Below are 15,050 nucleotides of genomic sequence, written 5' to 3'. Positions count from 1 at the left end.
GCGCACCGACAGCTGGTCGAGGAAGTCTCAGGCTGCTCAGGGGTGATTCCATACGAGCGTATAGCGCCAGAACAGCCGTCGCCGCAGCCGGGCTCCGGGGAGGACGTCTCCGGCTTCACGGACGATGTCGTCGAACGTCATGTCCGCTGAGCGAGTACGGGCCGTCATGGAGACGGGCCGGGGCGAGGGACGGCCTCTGTTCTTCAGCCAGCCCATGGTGGCATTGGCCGGAATGGCAACGGCACCGAGCAGGTGGTCGACAGGGGTCTGGGCGCGAGACAGGCCGACGACCACCAAGGTCCCTCCCGGCGCCAAATGACGGCGGAAACAGGCGAGTGCCTGGGCAAACGGCAGATGGTGGATCGTGGCGACGCACGTAATGACGTCGTAGGAGCCGGCAGGGAACTCGGCTACTGCATCCGCGACGGTGAACGTCACGGGCAGCGCAGCAGGAGTCAGCTCCTGGGCCTGGGCGGTGATCACCGGATCAGAATCGACTGCCCTCACGGCGGCGGCACGTCCGGCCAGCAGCCTTGCGAGCTCACCACTGCCGGATCCGATGTCCAGGGCTTGGTTGAAGCGTCTGGGCAGTTGCCGCAGGATCCAGCGGTGGTAGTGGGCGTTGTGATCCCACGGATAGGCGGCATTGAACCGTTCAAGGGCCCGCAGGACACGAGGCGACAGGATCTTCATCCAGCCAGTCCATCAACTCCCGGCGGCAGGCACACCCTGTTCCGGAACACCGGTCAACCGCTCCCCGGACCGCCGGACTCGGTCCAAAGAGGCGAGTTGAAAAGCACCTTCTGAGCCGGCCCCAACTCCAAGACCGTGAGGAAACGCCACCCGCATGAGACCGAGCCGCTCACCCCCGATCTGAGACAGCGCAAGGAGCGCTGATCAGCGAGCGCAGCCTGGGCCACGAGCTGCGAGACCCTTCACCAGCCTCATACTCCAGCCGTATATGTGGTCTTCATGCGCACGCTCTTGCCCATATGGATCCGGCTCGGGGCTCAGGTTCCGGACGAGGAGATCAGCACGGTCGATAATTGTAGGCACGCCTTACGCTGTCAACGGTTCCTGTCCGCCTGCCAGGTAGCGTCGACGGAGGCGAGCGAAGGCGGTAGGGCTGGGGCGGTGCGGGAAAATCTCCTTGATCCGCTGCGCATTCGCGTGGACTTGCCGCGCTGGTGTCACACTCCACGTCATAGTCGCCGTGGGTGTGAACGAGACCGTACTGGTGCACCGCGAGTCCCGGCGGGCGGTCGCCCCTGGCGGGCTCGCGCCGGGCCAGTTGAGGCGCTTGAGCTCGTGGACGGTGAAGATGACGGAAGTCTCGGGGGCGGCTTCCTTGAACTGGTGGGCCAGCGCGAGCGCCTTCTCCAACTCGGGCCGGACCTTGATGCGGGTGCTGATCTGCTCGTGGAAGATCTTGTGACACTCGGCCCGGCGGAGGGCTTCGAGCTGGCTCGCCAGCTCCTGGCGAGCGGTCGACGTCCGTGCGTACCCGATGCGCACCGGCCGCTCGGTACGCGGTGTCGGGACCACGGCGAGCGCGGGGCCCTGCTTCCACGTCCGGTCGGGGCCGCGGTCGGCGGGCACCGGCACTTCGAGTTCCTCGCGCAGCGCGGGCACGAGGACGAAGCGCGGGGTGTGGTACTTCGCGGCCGTCCTTCCGCCCCGGGTGCGGCAGGCACTCCCGGCCGGCGCGTCACAGTTCGGGCAGTCGTGACGTTCGACGGCTAATGCGGCCTGATGGGCGTCCAGTTCATGACGGCAGCCTCTCAGAAATGCCTTGCACAACACGCCGGTTTCGAGAGGACTTTTGCGAACGGCGACCTGCGGCAACGGATCACACTCCGGGTCTCTCGCAGAACTCTCGCATCTGTTCGTTAGTGAGAACGGGCGCGGTGAGAGGCGGTGCGGGATCAGTCGGTGTCGAGGCCGTCGATCAGGCGGTTGAGGAACCGGGTGAAGGTGGCTTCGGGGGTGAGGGGGCGCCCGGGGGCGGAGAGGGCTTCGGCGAGTTCCGGGTGGTGGCCGTCCGCGGCGACGGCGGCGAGGTAGCGGGCTTCGGCTGCGGCTCGGTCGGGGGACTGCGAGGCTGCGGCCTGCGCGATTTCGTGGGCGACGTGCCCGGCCACGAATGCTGTGAGTTGGGCGAAGATCTCCAGCTTCGCCGTACCGTCCAGTCCGGCGGGCCGCAGGGCGGCGAGCGCGTGTTCCAGGAAGGCCAGGGTGTTGGGTCCGGGGATGCGGCGGGTGGACAGGGCAGCGGGCAGCCAGGGGTGTCGCAGCATGTGAGTGCGCTGGAGGTGGGCGATGACCTTCAGGTCGGCGCGCCAGTCGCCGGTGAGCGTGTTCGTGGTCGGCAGTTCGCCGCTGACGTGGTCGACCATCAGGTTCAGCAGCGTCTCCTTGTCGGGGGCGTAGCTGTAGAGCGACATGACGCCGGCTCCGACCCGTGCGGCGACTTTCCGCATGGTGACCGCTTCGAGCCCCTCGGCGTCCGCCAAGGCAACGGCGGCCGCGGTGATCGCCTCCCGGCTGTAGGCAGGCTTGCGACCTCTGCGGGGCTGGACAGAGGTCAGCCAGAGCTGCTGAGGGTCGACGCCTGGGGCGCCGGCTCCTCCGTCATGGGGCATGGTCCACGCTCCTTCCTTGATCGGCGGCCCTTGCGGTCCTCAGTCAAGCATCCTCTATTCTCGTACATCGTACGGATATCAAGGAGGGGAACGATGACGTCACGCACGCACGGTTCTGCGTCGAGGCCGACCTGGGCACCGCCTTCCGGTAAGCCGCCACTGGCCTCACGGATAATGAGGGCGACCTGGCGCGGCCTCCCGGCCAAACGGCACGATGTCGGGTGGGAGCCGGGGCTGCTGGTGCCGGCCGACGACGGCAGCCCGCTGATCACGGACCATTACTTTCCGCGCGCCGAGGGCGACTTCCCCACCCTCCTGGTGCGCTCGCCGTACGGCAGGGGCCTGCCGTGGTCCCCCATGTACGGCCTGCTCTTCGCCGAACAGGGCTTTCACGTGGTCCTGCAGAGCTGCCGCGGCACCGGCGGTTCCGGGGGTGCGTTCGACCTGTGGCGCAACGAGGCCGCTGACGGCCAGGCCACGGTTTCCTGGCTGCGCGAGCAGCCCTGGTTCAACGGCACACTGGGCACCGTCGGCCCCAGTTATCTGGGCTACGTGCAATGGGCCCTCGCCGTGGACCCGCCACCAGAACTGAAGGCAATGGTGGTGCAGGTGGGCCTGCACGATCCCTACGCTCTGTTCTACGCGCACGGTGCGCTACGCCTGGAGACCGCACTCGCCGTCGGCGTAGGTATGACCTACCAGCACCAGGGCATGGCACCGTTCCTGAGGGCGACACTGCGCCTGCAACGACGCCTGCGTGAGGTCACCACCGCGCAGCCGCTGCGCGGGGCGTACGCATCGGCCCTCGGGGGCGAAGTGCCCTGGCTGGACGACGTGATGACACACCCGGACGCCAAGGACGCGTACTGGCGCGGCGCGTCCCTGGCGCAGGTGGCGGAGCGGCTCAGCGTGCCCACGAGCCTGATCACCGGATGGCACGACGCGCTGGCCGACCAGACCTTCGAGCAGTACACCCGGCTACGTCAGGCCGGATGCGAGACCGCCCTGCTTGTCGGCCCCTGGACCCACACCTCCGCCCTGCAACAGGGATGGCCCGAGGTGTTCGCCGAGAGCCTCACCTGGCTGCGCGCTCACCTGTACGCCGACCCCTCCGGCATGCGTCCCACAAGGGTGCGCGTGCACATCGGCGGCGAAAACGCCTGGCGGGACCTCGACGACTGGCCGCCGACCACGGCCGTCGGCCCCTGGTTTCCCACCGCGCAGGGGCATCTCACCCGGCAGGCTCCCACGGACTCCGCACCACTGGCGTCGTTCCGCTACGACCCGGGCGACCCCACCCCGTCCCTCGGCGGCCCTCTGCTCTCCCGTACCGCCGGTCCTCGTGACAACAGCAGCCTGGAGGCACGGGAAGACGTCCTGACGTTCACCGGCCCCCCGCTGACCGAGCCCGTGGACATCCTCGGGCCGGTCTCGGCGCGGTTGAGTATCTCCACGGACACCGGTCATGCCGACGTCTTCACCCGCCTGTGCGACGTGGACCCACAAGGCCGCTCCGTCAACATCTGTGACGGGCTGGGCCGACTGCGGACGGACGGGCAGGAGCTGTCGCAGATCACCGTGCCGATGAGCACGACCGCCCACAGATTTGCCGTCGGTCACCGCATACGCTGGCAGATCAGCGGCGGCGCCCATCCGCGCTACGCCCGCGATCCCGGCACCGGGGAGTCGCCAGTGGACGCCACCACCTTCATACCGGTGCGCATCACGCTCCACACCGACTCGGCGCTGATGCTTGCGATGCACGCCCACAGTTCCGGGCTCAGCCCTGCGGGGAACGGCTGACCAGCCGGACCCGACGGCCCGGCTCACTCCTCGGCGCCGTCTTCGTCGTCCAAGCCGACCGCCTCCGGGTTGCACAAGGCACGCAGGCCGCCGCCGGCCGGGGTGGAGGGGCGGAAGGTCGCGACGAAGTGCTCCAGGTCTGGCTGTGTCACTTTTCGTGGATGTTGTTTCGACGTGAGTCCGGGAGTCACTCGCGACGCGTTCTCATGATCAATGTCGATGAGAAGTGATGTCGGTGCTGCGTGGGGCCGCCGTCAGCGGTGCCGCTTGTGGTGGGCGAGTAGAGCGTGGGGATCGGTGCCGGCGGGAGTGGTCGGTCTGGACAGTGGTGGCAGTCAGGATGGGGAAGGCGTGGACGAGGGCGCGTTCGGCAGGTTACGGCGGGCCGGGCTGAGGCGTGGTCAGTGTTCGGATGCCTCGGACATGAGCGCCTCGGCCGTTTCGGTCCGGGCGTACAGGATGCTGCGGCCGATCCGGGTGGGGCACACCAGGCCCGCGTCCCGGAGCGCGGTGAGGTGCTGTGACGCGCCGCCGACCGTGAGCCCGGTGAGTGCGGCAAGTTGGGTGGTGGTCGCGGGTTCATGGAGCAGGGTGAGCAGGCGCGCCTTGGGTCTGCCGATCACCCGGGCGAGGGCGTGCGAGGGAGCGGCCGGGCGTGACTCCCAGATGGTGCCGGTTCCGCGCGCCGGGTAGCGCAGGAGCGGCTGCCAGGGAGGCGCAGTGAGCAGTGACACGCGAGGCCAGGCGAAGGCGGACGGGGCGAGGACCAGGCCCCGCCCGTCCAACTCGACGGTGCCGGAGCGGTTGCTGCGCAGTCTGACCCCGAGCCTGCCGTCCTCCCAGCGGAGGTTGGGGTCCAGGTCGGAGAAGAGCTGGCGGCTGCCGCCCGTGGACAGCAGATGTGCCCGGTGCCGTACATCGGCTTCGAGTACCGCGCGGATGCGCGGCCAGTACGGTGCCACCGCCAGCTCCCAGTAGGCCTCGATGGTGGTGGCCACTCGTTCGATCGCTGCGACGGGATCCGCGTACCGGGGCAGCCCCAGGACATCGAGGTCGGCCTGGATCCCTTCCACCGGGTGCGTACGCATCGCCGCCAGTTCGAGACGGATGTCCGGGGCCGCGATCACCGGAGCCGGCGCGACGAACGCGGCCACCCTCGGCGTGACAAGTTCGGTGACCGGCCGCAGGTCCAGCCGTGCCCGCGCCAACCGAGGGCGTACGGCCGCGAGCCACGGGTCGTGCAGTGGGTGACCCTCCGGCAGCGTCAGGACACGCAGGCTCGCGATCGCCTCCCACAGCGGCGAGATCGCCAAGCGGGTCAGCGCGAGGTCCTCGGTGGTGAACTCCAGCTCAAGCATCCGCTGAGTTTAGGCATTTCTGAACTCATGGCGAGCCGTGCCATACGTCCGCGAGCCTCGGCGCCATGACTCGCGCACTCGTCACACCCGCACCACTAGCCACCGTGGACCGGCGGCACCGCAGCGTGCTCACCGACCGTGACTTCCGGCTTCTGTACACGGCCGACGCGGCCGGCAGGCTCGGCGCACAGGTCAGCTTCCTGGCGCTCCCCGTCCTCGCGCAGACCGTGCTCCACGCAGGGCTGGGACAAGTCGGCTTGCTGTCCGCGCTCGGCACCGCGGCCTTTCTGCTCATCGGCCTGCCCGCGGGGGCATGGGTGGACCGCATGCCCAAACGGACCGTGCTCGTCGCGGCCAATCTGAGCAGGGTCGCACTGACCGGCTCGATCCCCGTGGCCTGGGTCTGCGGAGTACTCACGCTTCCTCAGATGTACGTGGTCGTGTTCCTCACCGGGGTGGCGACAGTCTTCTTCGACGTCGCACATCTGTCGTACGTCCCCCACCTCGTCGGCGCGGACCGGCTCGTCGCCGCCAACTCCACCCTCACTGGGCTGAATCAGGCCGCGGATGTCTCCGGACGCGGCATTGGCGGCCTGGTGGTGCAGTTCGTCGGGCCGGCGGCAGCGATCGTCGCCGACGCGCTCGGCTTTCTGTGGTCGGCCTGGTGCATCGCGCGGATCCGGGCCGCCGAGCCAAGCCCGCAACATACAGCCACGGCCACACCCCGGCTCTGGCGGGATACAGCCGCCGGGCTGCGCTTCGTGCTCGGCCATCCGATGTTGCGAGCACTCGCTGTCAAGGGGGTTGTGACCAACCTGGCGATCCAGCTGTGCCAGGTGTCGTTCGTGGTGCTGTTCACCGAGAAACTGCACCTGTCGGCCGGAATGTTGGGGCTGGTGCTGTCGACCGGTGGTATCGGCGGTTTCCTCGGCGCGATGGTCGCGCCCGCCGTCGGCCGGCGCCTCGGGCACGGCCGGGCCTTGTGGATCGTCGGCGCGGTAACGGGTCCCTTCGCTCTGCTCACCGCTCTCATGGCCCCGGGGCCCCTGCTGTGGGTGGGCGCGGCCGGCTGGATGGTCACCATCGTTCAGACCGGCCTGGCCAACGTCCTCGCGGTCAGCACCCGCCAAACGGTGACCCCTGCGGCGATGCTGGGTCGGATGAACGCCACCTTGCGCTTCCTGCTCACCGGGGCTCTCTCCGTCGGCGCCCTGCTGGCCGGGCTGATCGGCACCTGCTTCGGGGTCCGCGCCGCGATCTGGACCGGCGCTGTCCTGCTCGCCATCAACTGGCTCGTCGTGTTCTGCTCACCGCTGCGGAACGTACGTCACCTGAACGAACTCCGCGGCTGAGCGCGACATCCCCGCCGGGCCTCCTGTGGCCGAAGCACACTCCACCATCCCACCGCGAGCCCCTGGGTGACGTCAAAACAATCCAATGTTGCAAGCTCGGTCGGAAGGTGACTCCCCCACTCACCTCGAAACGACTCCCGCCCTCAGAGTTGTGACACCTCGCGAGACACCTGGTGCGTACCGACAGCCAAAAGATGTCCACTGCACCTGGCCCCGAACGAGCTCCGCCGACCCGGCCGACACAGTCGTCCTGGACGCCACCGTGCCGGGGTCCTGCCCTTGCCTGCGGTGTCCGACCCCGGAGGGCGAGCCGGATGAACAGCCCGCCAGCAACAGGCGCACAGCACCGATGACAGTGCCCTGCCCCCCGTTACCTCTCCGGACCCGGTGACACCACCCCGGGACGCGGCCGGGGCCGCGTACGCCTACGCCGAACTCCTGAACAGCCAGAGGCAGATACTGGGCCCGGACCACACCGACACCCTCACCACCCTGCGCAACATGACCTATTGGTGGAGGAAGGCCTGGGGCGCCGCTGCCGATGCCGGGCAGTGATCCCCGGTACCGGTCTCTGGTGCGGCATCACCTTCCCCCGGCCGGCACCGACACATGACCCTGGCCATGGCTGCCCCACGCCAGCCTGACCGTCCTACGAGTCTGCGAGCTGTGAGCTCAGCGCGTGAGCACGCACCCAAGCGCGACGCCGAGGAAGATCATGGCTCCGGCGAACAGGCCGACGATCGGAGACAGGCGGTACTTCCGGGTGAATACCCTTGCGCTTTCCGGCCTTTCGGGCAGGTGGACGACCGGTACATGGGTTCCGAGGGCCAGTCCCGTCCCTGTCGCGGCGGGCCGGAACCTGACGGGTCGGCCCTGCCGGTCGGTGAACTCGATGACGGGCGTCGAATAATCGTCCCCGGGCGCGTGCTCCTGGTCCACCACCACCCCCTCGGCGTGCAGCCCGTAGTGGCTCAGCCGCATCTGCAGCCGTGCCTCCCGGGCACCGGCCCACAGACTCACCAGGCCCGCCAATACGGCGAGCCCGATACCGATCGTTTCACCCGTCATCCGTTCCCTGCTCTTCCTCGCACAGCGCCCGCCCGGCACGGGCCGCGCATCAGGAGGACGCGGCACGCAGCCCGATGGTTCACGAAGGTGCGCGGGCAACCGGCTCCTCAGGCTTACGTGGTCGTGGCGGGGCCACGAAGGGCCGGTATTCAGTGAGGTCAACTGACCAGGCAGGGCAGGCTCGCTGACCCATCGGACACCCCCTGGTCCTGAGCATCCCGTGCGACAGCGGTCCGCGCGGGGTGACCGTGCCCAACATGTACACCCGTTGCGATCCGCCGAAGCCGGGCATGCGATCGACGTCTACTTCGCGCCGGGCGCGCTCGCAGACCGCGCGGACAGACGCGATCAGCTTATTGACCTGCTTCCTCGCAGGGATGTAGCCGGTGATGACCACGGGGTTGTCCGGGTCGTCGTCCAGGCCGACGAAGCCGAGGTCACCGATGGCACCCAGCTCGACGGCCCGCAGGCGCTCGACGAGCTTGTTGTAACGGGCGGTCGGTGAGGGCGAGGAAGAGCAGGCCGTGGGCCTTGTGTTTCCCGCTGTAGTTGCGGCGGTTGTCCGCTCGTGTGCGCTTGACCATGACCGGCGTAGCCGCCCGTCGCACCACGTCCATGATCCGCTGGTAGTCCACAGGCAGTCCCGTCTCGTCGGTGTCGCGTTCGCGCTGCAGCACCGCGCGGCCCGCGACCTGGCCGGCACCCCCAGGCGTCGTCCTCGTTTCGGCGTGCAACTGCTCGACCAGCCGACGTGCGACCCGCTCGGCGACGGTGAGTTCCTCGAGCTCGTCGCGCACCTCTTGAAGCTGCTGGCTCAACTTCTCTGCCTGCAGCTCCAGTTCGGCCTTGCGGGCCGTGATCAGTCCATGAAGGTCCGGTTCTGTATACCTGGCCACCTGACGCACCTCCCGCCCGGATCGTACGGATAGGTACCTTGCTCACGTCGGGGAATCCGTGGACCTCTGATCACCTGAACGGCAGACGGTGCGGGAGTTCAGTGCGGCGTTCGCCGGACTTGAGCAGTGGTTGGAAGACTGGGCGTACCGGAGGGTCAGAAGTTCCTGATCAGCCCGGGCGGCGAGTACGACATCCTGTTGAGACGTGGCCGGGCCGGCCCGGAGTATCTGCTCCGGGCCGGCCCGCCCACTCACTATCAGTTTGCGGCGGGGACGGGGTCGTAGGTTGGTGCGGGTGTCTCCTTCGGACCGGGCTCGGCTGTCACCGCGGAGGGAGCGGGGGTGGGGGCGTAGGGGATCTCTCCGCGCAGGACGGCCTTGGCGCGGTCCTCGTCGAGCTCACCCTCCCAGCGGGCGACGGCCAGGGTGGCGACGCCGTTGCCGACCAGGCTGGTCAGGGCGCGGGCTTCGGACATGAACCGGTCGATGCCGAAGATCAGTGCGAGGGCGGCGGGCGGGACGTGCGGGACGGCGCTGAGGGTGGCGGCCAGGGCGATGAAGCCGGAGCCGGTGACACCTGCGGCGCCCTTGGAGGTGAGCAGCATGACGGCGAGCATGGCCAGTTGCTGGGTGAGGCTGAGGTGGATGCCGAGGGCCTGGGCGAGGAAGACCGAGCCCATGGTCAGGTAGATGGCGGTGCCGTCGAGATTGAAGGAGTACCCGGCGGGCAGCGTGATGCCGACGACCGGTTTCGAGGCGCCCGCGTGCTGGAGCTTGGCCATCATGCGCGGCAGGACGGGCTCGGTGGAGGAGGTGCCCAGGACGATCAGCAGCTCTTCCTTGATGTAGCGCAGGAAGGGCAGCAGCCGCAGTCCGTTCAGGCGCATCACGGCCCCGAGGACGACCAGGACGAAGAAGAGGGCGGTCAGCCAGAACGAGCCGACCAGCAGGCCCAGGTGGCGCAGGGTGCCCAGGCCGTAGTTGCCGATGGTGAAGGCCATCGAGCCGAACGCGCCGATCGGCGCCAGCCGCATGATCCACCGGATGAGCGTGAACAGGACCGTGGAGAACTTCTCGACGCCCCTGGCGATGCCCAGGCCGGCTTCTCCGCTGGCGTGCAGGCCGAATCCGAACAGCACCGACACCAGCAGCACCGGCAGGATCTCGTTGCCGGTCAGGGCGCTGACCAGGGTGGCCGGGATGATGGCGAGGGCGAACTCGGCGAAGCCCTCTTGGGCCGTGGTCGCCTCCGGCGGCAGGCCCTTGGCGGACAGGGTCGAGAGGTCGACGTGCAGACCGCTGCCCGGCTTGACGACGTTGACGACGATCAGGCCGATCACCATGGCCACGGTGGTCAGCACCTCGAAGTAGACCAGAGCCTTCAGGCTCACGCGGCCGACCGCGCGGGCGTTGCCCATGGAGGCGATGCCGTGGACGACCGTGCAGAAGATGATCGGAGCGATGAACATCTTCACCAGCGCGATGAAGCCGTCGCCGAGCGGCTTGAGGTCAGCGCCGACGGACGGCCACAGCCCGCCCACGGCGGCGCCGAGGAGGACGGCGATCAGGCACTGGATGTAGAGGTGGGACAGCATCCGGCGGATGCGGCCCGGTGGTGCGGTGACGGTACCCGGGGCGGCGTCGTTGCGGCTCATGCGGGGCGTCCTTCCAGGACGGGAACGAGGAGTTCGGCTCGGGCGATACGCCGGGCGGCGCGGTGCAGCAGCACCGTGGGGGACGCGCCGTCCGGTGCGGGGACGGCTTGGGTGGTGATCACGCCGGCGGGGGTGCCCAGGCGCAGCGTGCCGTCGGCGGTCTGCCGGGCGACGCGGTGGGCGAGGGTGCCGGGGGTGGCGGCGGCCGTGGCCATGGCCACGGCGGAGGTCAGGCCGATCGCCGGGTGCGGGGCGTGCATGGAGACCATGCGCACGGCCAGGTCGTACTCGTCCTGGTTGACGAGTATGCCCTGGGCGGTGCGATAGGGGGCAGGCCGGGCGACGATGCCCGCTTTCGGCACCGCGTGGCTGACCGGATCGCCCTCTCGGGCCAGGCCCATGGCCAGCGCTGCCTGGCGGCGCAGCAGGGTCAGCGCGGGTACTGCGGCGGCGAACGCGGTGAGGGATTCCGTGCCGTCGAGGCCGAACGCTTTGGCCTCGAACAGCGCGGCCGGCGCGCCGGCGTCCACCAGGGATGCCTCGACGGGACCGTCCGGGCCGGTCAGCTCGTCCAGCGTCCGGCCGGTCGGCAGTGCGAGGCCGGTCGTCGAGCCCGCCGGGTCCTGAAACCCGAGCAGGACCGGCACGCCCCGTGCCGAGGTACCCGGCACCACGGCCGTGCCCTCCTCCGGGGCCACGCCCGCGGGGGTGGGGATCGTGCCGGTGAGGCGGGCCCCGGTGTTGACGTTGAGCATACGGACGGTGGTGGTGTCCGACGTGATCGGCACGAGATCGTGGTGGACGGCGTACAGGGCCACGGCGGTGGCGCAGTTGCCGCAGTTGCTTGCCCACTCCACGCGCTCGTCGCCGATCCCGACCTGCGCGAAGGCGTACTCGACGTCCACGCCGGCCTGGGTCGACGCCTGTACGACGGCGGCCTTGGAGGTGGTGGAGGAGGCGCCGCCCACCCCGTCGATCTGGCGGGGGTCGGCGGCGTTGAAGGCGGCGAGCAGGAGGGTATCGACGTCCACGCCCGTGGCGGCCACGTCGCGGTGGTCGAAGATCCAGCACTTGCTGGTTCCTCCGCGGATCATCTCGCCCTGCAGACGCAGCACAACTGACTCCTCACAGACATGAAAGGGGAAGCCCACCGGCGGTCTCGCCGTGCGTGGTGTCCTCCACGGTGGGTTACGGCAGCGTGAAGTACAATCTCGGAAATCTGTATGGCTATTAAGCTGAACTAAACGCTGGAGGTGGCGGCATGCTCGACGTCCGGCGCATCCTGCTGTTCACGGAGGTCGCCCGGCGCGGCTCGGTGACAGCGACGGCCCGCGCCCTCAACTACACACCGTCAGCGGTATCGCAGCAGATCAGCCGCCTGGAAACGGAGGCAGGACAGCCCCTGCTGGAACGCCACGCCCGGGGTGTCACCCTCACCGACGCCGGACGGGCGCTGGCCGAACGAGGGCAACGGATCGAACGCGAACTGCAGGCCGCGGAAAACGAACTCGCCGACTACGCCGGTCTGCGCGCGGGAACCCTGCGCATCGGCACCTTCCCCACCGTCGGCGCCTCGCTCCTCCCCCAGGCCGTGATCGCCTTCCGGGACGCCCACCCCGACGTACGGCTGACCGTCCGCAGCGCCCGCATCGCCGGACTCTGGACCATGCTGGAGAACCGGGAGATCGAAATGTCGCTGATGTGGGACTACGACTGGAGCCGAATCGACCGGGACGACATCGTCGTCACCCCACTCCTCGACGACCCGCCGGCCCTTCTCGTCAGCGACCACCATCCACTCGCCGGCCGTGACGCCGCCTCACTCGCCGACTTCGCAGACGACCCCTGGATCACCCGCGCCGACCATCACCCGGTGGCCGAAGCCCTCGTCCGCGGCTGCCGCGCCGTCGGCTTCGAGCCCCACATCGCCTACGAGGCCCACGACTACCAGGAAGCCCAGGCCATGGTCGCCGCCGGCATCGGCGTCGCCCTCGCCCCCACCCTGGCCCTGGAGGGCATCCGACCCGGCGTCAACGTCCTGCCCCTCCAGCCACCGGCCCCCGTCCGCCGCATCCTCCTGGTCCGCATGGCCGACCACTCGCTCACCCCCGCCGCCCTGACCTTCGCCGGACTCCTCCGCGACGCCGCTGCGGCCCGAACCCTCTGACACCGAACCACGCCCACCGGTCATGGAACCGTCGCGCTCACCGCGGGGAACCCAGGCCCCCGCACTTCGGTGTTGGACGTGGGCAACGGACGGCGCCAAGCAACCCTGGCCGTGCGTGGGGTTCGTGATCCGGAAGGAGCACGGGTCCGGGGTCAGAGTGGCGAGCGTCGGCTCCGGCAGTGACCAGGCCGAGGGCATGGTCGATGTCTTCCGCTGCGCACCTGAAGAACTGGCGCATCCTCACCAAGCTCCGCCTGCACGTCCGTCACGCCACCACGCTCCTGCCCGCCCTGCTCGTATTGACCAACATCGAGATCGCGCGCCGACAGACGATCTTGACGCCAGACAATCACTCCCGACCAGCACGAGTACACAACCCACCACACACACCAGCCCCGTGACCAGCGAATTCAAGATGGTAGATCCTCATTGAATTCGTGATGTGCATTGCGGGGCCAAGCGGCGTCACTCAGCTCTGGGGGGTCGGATGCCATTCGCGGGTCATGTCCCCTCATCCCGGCCGGCCGTGGGAGCCCGCCTCGAGGTTTGCGCGGAGGGTGGCCAGGGTCGAGGCGATGCGGGCCAGGTCGTCGGGGGGAACCGCCGCGGTCAGTGAGATGAGCTCGCTTTCGACAATGGGGCGGGAAGCGGACAACTGCTTCTCACCCGCGGATGTCAGGCGGAGGACGGACGAGCGGCGGTCCTGGGGGTGCGCGACCCGCAGGCACCAGCCCGCAGCCACCAGCCGGTCGACCGCCTTGCTGACGGCCCCCACGGTGATCGCCAGTTCACCGACGATGTCGAGCACGCGGCACCCCGGCACGCGGTCGATGATCTCCAAGAGCTCGAACTGTCCCAGCCCCAGCCCTTGTTCGGCGCGCAACCGGGCGCTCACCGCGTTGTAGAGCCGGGTCTCGACGCGGACCAGATCAGTGAAGATCGGAGTGATGTGGCTCACATTGGCCTTCCAGTAGATTCCTGGGAATCATCTTCCTTGGAATCCGGTTGGGGTCAGGCAGGTGGATTCCAAGGAATCCATCCTCGCACCCCGACCCATGGAGGCCCCGCATGTCCCGACAGCAGCGCGACGCCCTGGACGCCGTACTCCGTTCCGCCCCTCGCAGCACGATGCGGCCCACTCCCGAGGAGCAGCGCAGCGGTTTCGCCGCGGCTGTCACCCGCCCCGCACCGGAGGGCGTGGTCACCCGCAGGACCGTCCTGGGCGGGCGGCCGACCCTGGAGCTGGAGCCGGCCGAAGCCTCCGGCCGCGGCCGACTGCTGTACCTGCACGGCGGCGGCTACGTCATCGGCTCACCGGACACCCACGCAGGGCTGGTCGGTGAACTGGCCCGCCGCGCCGGGCTGCGCGCGACGTCGGTGGATTACCGGCTGGCGCCCGAGCACCCTTTTCCCGCGGCTGTCGACGACGGGCTCGCGGCCTACCGCGAGCTGATGGCGTCGGGCACCGACCCACGGGACCTCGTCATGGCCGGTGACTCCGCCGGTGGCGGATTGAGCATCGCCACGCTGCTCGCCGCCCGGGAGGCCGGGCTGCCGCAACCAGCCGCCGTGGTCGTCTTCTCCCCCTGGGCCGACCTCACCCTCACTGGGGGAAGCATCCGCTCCAAGGAGAGCGCCGACCCCATTTTCACGGAGGCCGACATGCACGCCTACGCCGATCTCTACGTCGGCGCAGGCGACAGGGCGCATCCCCTGGCCAGCCCGGTGTTCGCCGACCTCACCGGACTGCCCCCACTCCTCGTGCAGGTCGGGGCGAACGAGGTGCTCCTCGACGACGCGGTCCGGCTGGCCGGCCGCGCGGGCGCCGACGGCGTCGAGGTCACGCTCGAAGTCGGCCCCGGCCTCCCCCACGTCTTCCAACACCACTACGGCCGCCTCGACGAGGCGGACGCCGCACTCGACCGCGCCGCCCGCTTCCTCACCGCCCACCTGAGCGCCGGGCGCCCGGGCGCCGACCAACTCGAACCGGTCCACTGACACCGACCCCGGCGGCCTCCACGTGATCTCGGCGACGGCCGCAGAAGCACCATCGCCGACATCACGGGTTCAACTGATCTGCACGAGGTGTTGGACCTCTGCCGCGCCCAG

At 69.3% G+C, this 15,050-nt stretch carries 14 protein-coding genes and 2 pseudogenes; 5 read left to right on the top strand and 11 right to left on the bottom strand.

Features of this window, described 5'->3' with window-relative positions; all coding sequences use genetic code 11:
* Nucleotides 1–36: 36 nt before the first annotated feature.
* The 4 genes and pseudogenes from ABZ865_RS29670 to ABZ865_RS29655 form a co-directional block, all read right to left on the bottom strand.
* Nucleotides 37–693 (bottom strand): class I SAM-dependent methyltransferase, encoded by a 657-nt coding sequence (locus tag ABZ865_RS29670; RefSeq protein WP_361236878.1) that lies wholly within the window; start codon nucleotides 691–693, stop codon nucleotides 37–39.
* A 366-nt stretch (nucleotides 694–1,059) separates the two neighbouring features.
* Nucleotides 1,060–1,294: pseudogene (locus tag ABZ865_RS29665) on the bottom strand (chloramphenicol phosphotransferase); the annotation flags it as partial.
* 65 nt (nucleotides 1,295–1,359) lie between these two features.
* Nucleotides 1,360–1,515: pseudogene (locus ABZ865_RS29660) on the bottom strand (recombinase family protein); the annotation flags it as partial.
* Nucleotides 1,516–1,925: 410 nt separating this feature from the next.
* On the bottom strand, nucleotides 1,926–2,642 hold the full coding sequence (locus ABZ865_RS29655; RefSeq protein WP_361236875.1) for a TetR/AcrR family transcriptional regulator C-terminal domain-containing protein: 717 nt from the start codon (nucleotides 2,640–2,642) through the stop codon (nucleotides 1,926–1,928).
* Nucleotides 2,643–2,816: 174 nt separating this feature from the next.
* On the opposite strand from ABZ865_RS29655, the gene ABZ865_RS29650 reads away from it, so the two are divergent.
* Complete coding sequence (locus tag ABZ865_RS29650) at nucleotides 2,817–4,445, top strand: CocE/NonD family hydrolase (RefSeq protein ID WP_361236873.1); 1,629 nt, start codon at nucleotides 2,817–2,819, stop codon at nucleotides 4,443–4,445.
* Nucleotides 4,446–4,468: 23 nt separating this feature from the next.
* Here the strand turns inward: ABZ865_RS29650 and ABZ865_RS29645 are convergent, their stop codons facing one another.
* Complete coding sequence (locus ABZ865_RS29645) at nucleotides 4,469–4,597, bottom strand: hypothetical protein (protein ID WP_361236870.1); 129 nt, start codon at nucleotides 4,595–4,597, stop codon at nucleotides 4,469–4,471.
* A gap of 249 nt (nucleotides 4,598–4,846) precedes the next feature.
* Complete coding sequence (locus tag ABZ865_RS29640) at nucleotides 4,847–5,803, bottom strand: DUF5937 family protein (RefSeq protein ID WP_361236867.1); 957 nt, start codon at nucleotides 5,801–5,803, stop codon at nucleotides 4,847–4,849.
* Nucleotides 5,804–5,907: 104 nt separating this feature from the next.
* On the opposite strand from ABZ865_RS29640, the gene ABZ865_RS29635 reads away from it, so the two are divergent.
* Complete coding sequence (locus ABZ865_RS29635) at nucleotides 5,908–7,155, top strand: MFS transporter (protein WP_361236864.1); 1,248 nt, start codon at nucleotides 5,908–5,910, stop codon at nucleotides 7,153–7,155.
* 387 nt (nucleotides 7,156–7,542) lie between these two features.
* Nucleotides 7,543–7,710, top strand: a complete 168-nt coding sequence (locus tag ABZ865_RS29630; protein ID WP_361236861.1) for a hypothetical protein — start codon at nucleotides 7,543–7,545, stop codon at nucleotides 7,708–7,710.
* A 117-nt stretch (nucleotides 7,711–7,827) separates the two neighbouring features.
* Here ABZ865_RS29630 and ABZ865_RS29625 read toward each other — a convergent pair whose 3' ends face one another.
* From ABZ865_RS29625 to ABZ865_RS29610, 4 genes are all read right to left on the bottom strand, one after another.
* On the bottom strand, nucleotides 7,828–8,223 hold the full coding sequence (locus tag ABZ865_RS29625; protein ID WP_361236858.1) for a DUF3592 domain-containing protein: 396 nt from the start codon (nucleotides 8,221–8,223) through the stop codon (nucleotides 7,828–7,830).
* A gap of 437 nt (nucleotides 8,224–8,660) precedes the next feature.
* Complete coding sequence (locus ABZ865_RS29620; protein WP_361236855.1) at nucleotides 8,661–9,128, bottom strand: hypothetical protein; 468 nt, start codon at nucleotides 9,126–9,128, stop codon at nucleotides 8,661–8,663.
* A 248-nt stretch (nucleotides 9,129–9,376) separates the two neighbouring features.
* The gene (dctA, locus tag ABZ865_RS29615; RefSeq protein WP_361236853.1) at nucleotides 9,377–10,774 is read right to left on the bottom strand and encodes a C4-dicarboxylate transporter DctA; all 1,398 of its coding nucleotides are present in this window, start codon (nucleotides 10,772–10,774) and stop codon (nucleotides 9,377–9,379) included.
* Entirely contained in the window at nucleotides 10,771–11,889 is a 1,119-nt protein-coding gene (locus ABZ865_RS29610; protein WP_361236850.1) for a PrpF domain-containing protein, read from the bottom strand. Before ABZ865_RS29610 ends, dctA begins: the two co-directional genes overlap by 4 nt.
* Nucleotides 11,890–12,035: 146 nt before the next feature.
* On the opposite strand from ABZ865_RS29610, the gene ABZ865_RS29605 reads away from it, so the two are divergent.
* Nucleotides 12,036–12,941, top strand: a complete 906-nt coding sequence (locus ABZ865_RS29605; protein ID WP_361236847.1) for a LysR family transcriptional regulator — start codon at nucleotides 12,036–12,038, stop codon at nucleotides 12,939–12,941.
* A 511-nt stretch (nucleotides 12,942–13,452) separates the two neighbouring features.
* Here ABZ865_RS29605 and ABZ865_RS29600 read toward each other — a convergent pair.
* Nucleotides 13,453–13,899 carry a MarR family winged helix-turn-helix transcriptional regulator gene (locus ABZ865_RS29600; RefSeq protein ID WP_361236845.1) on the bottom strand — a complete coding sequence of 149 codons (447 nt, stop codon included), beginning with the start codon at nucleotides 13,897–13,899 and terminating at the stop codon, nucleotides 13,453–13,455.
* 110 nt (nucleotides 13,900–14,009) lie between these two features.
* Here ABZ865_RS29600 and ABZ865_RS29595 point away from each other — a divergent pair, with 110 nt between their 5' ends.
* The gene (locus tag ABZ865_RS29595) at nucleotides 14,010–14,939 is read left to right on the top strand and encodes an alpha/beta hydrolase (protein WP_361236842.1); all 930 of its coding nucleotides are present in this window, start codon (nucleotides 14,010–14,012) and stop codon (nucleotides 14,937–14,939) included.
* Nucleotides 14,940–15,050 lie beyond the last annotated feature (111 nt).

Source organism: Streptomyces sp. NPDC047085 (assembly GCF_040643735.1).
GTDB lineage: Bacteria > Actinomycetota > Actinomycetes > Streptomycetales > Streptomycetaceae > Streptomyces.
The sequence above is the reverse complement of the archived record's forward strand: the minus strand, read 5'-3'. Positions and strand labels throughout refer to the sequence as shown.

Excerpts from the sequence above, each read along its gene's own strand:
- ABZ865_RS29655 (WP_361236875.1), bottom strand. The coding sequence starts at position 2,642 with ATGCCCCATGACGGAGGAGCCGGCGCCCCAGGCGTCGACCCTCAGCAG.
- ABZ865_RS29670 (WP_361236878.1), bottom strand. The coding sequence starts at position 693 with ATGAAGATCCTGTCGCCTCGTGTCCTGCGGGCCCTTGAACGGTTCAAT.
- ABZ865_RS29625 (WP_361236858.1), bottom strand. The coding sequence starts at position 8,223 with ATGACGGGTGAAACGATCGGTATCGGGCTCGCCGTATTGGCGGGCCTG.
- dctA (WP_361236853.1), bottom strand. The coding sequence starts at position 10,774 with ATGAGCCGCAACGACGCCGCCCCGGGTACCGTCACCGCACCACCGGGC.
- ABZ865_RS29595 (WP_361236842.1), top strand. The coding sequence starts at position 14,010 with ATGTCCCGACAGCAGCGCGACGCCCTGGACGCCGTACTCCGTTCCGCC.
- ABZ865_RS29605 (WP_361236847.1), top strand. The coding sequence starts at position 12,036 with ATGCTCGACGTCCGGCGCATCCTGCTGTTCACGGAGGTCGCCCGGCGC.
- ABZ865_RS29650 (WP_361236873.1), top strand. The coding sequence starts at position 2,817 with ATGAGGGCGACCTGGCGCGGCCTCCCGGCCAAACGGCACGATGTCGGG.
- ABZ865_RS29640 (WP_361236867.1), bottom strand. The coding sequence starts at position 5,803 with ATGCTTGAGCTGGAGTTCACCACCGAGGACCTCGCGCTGACCCGCTTG.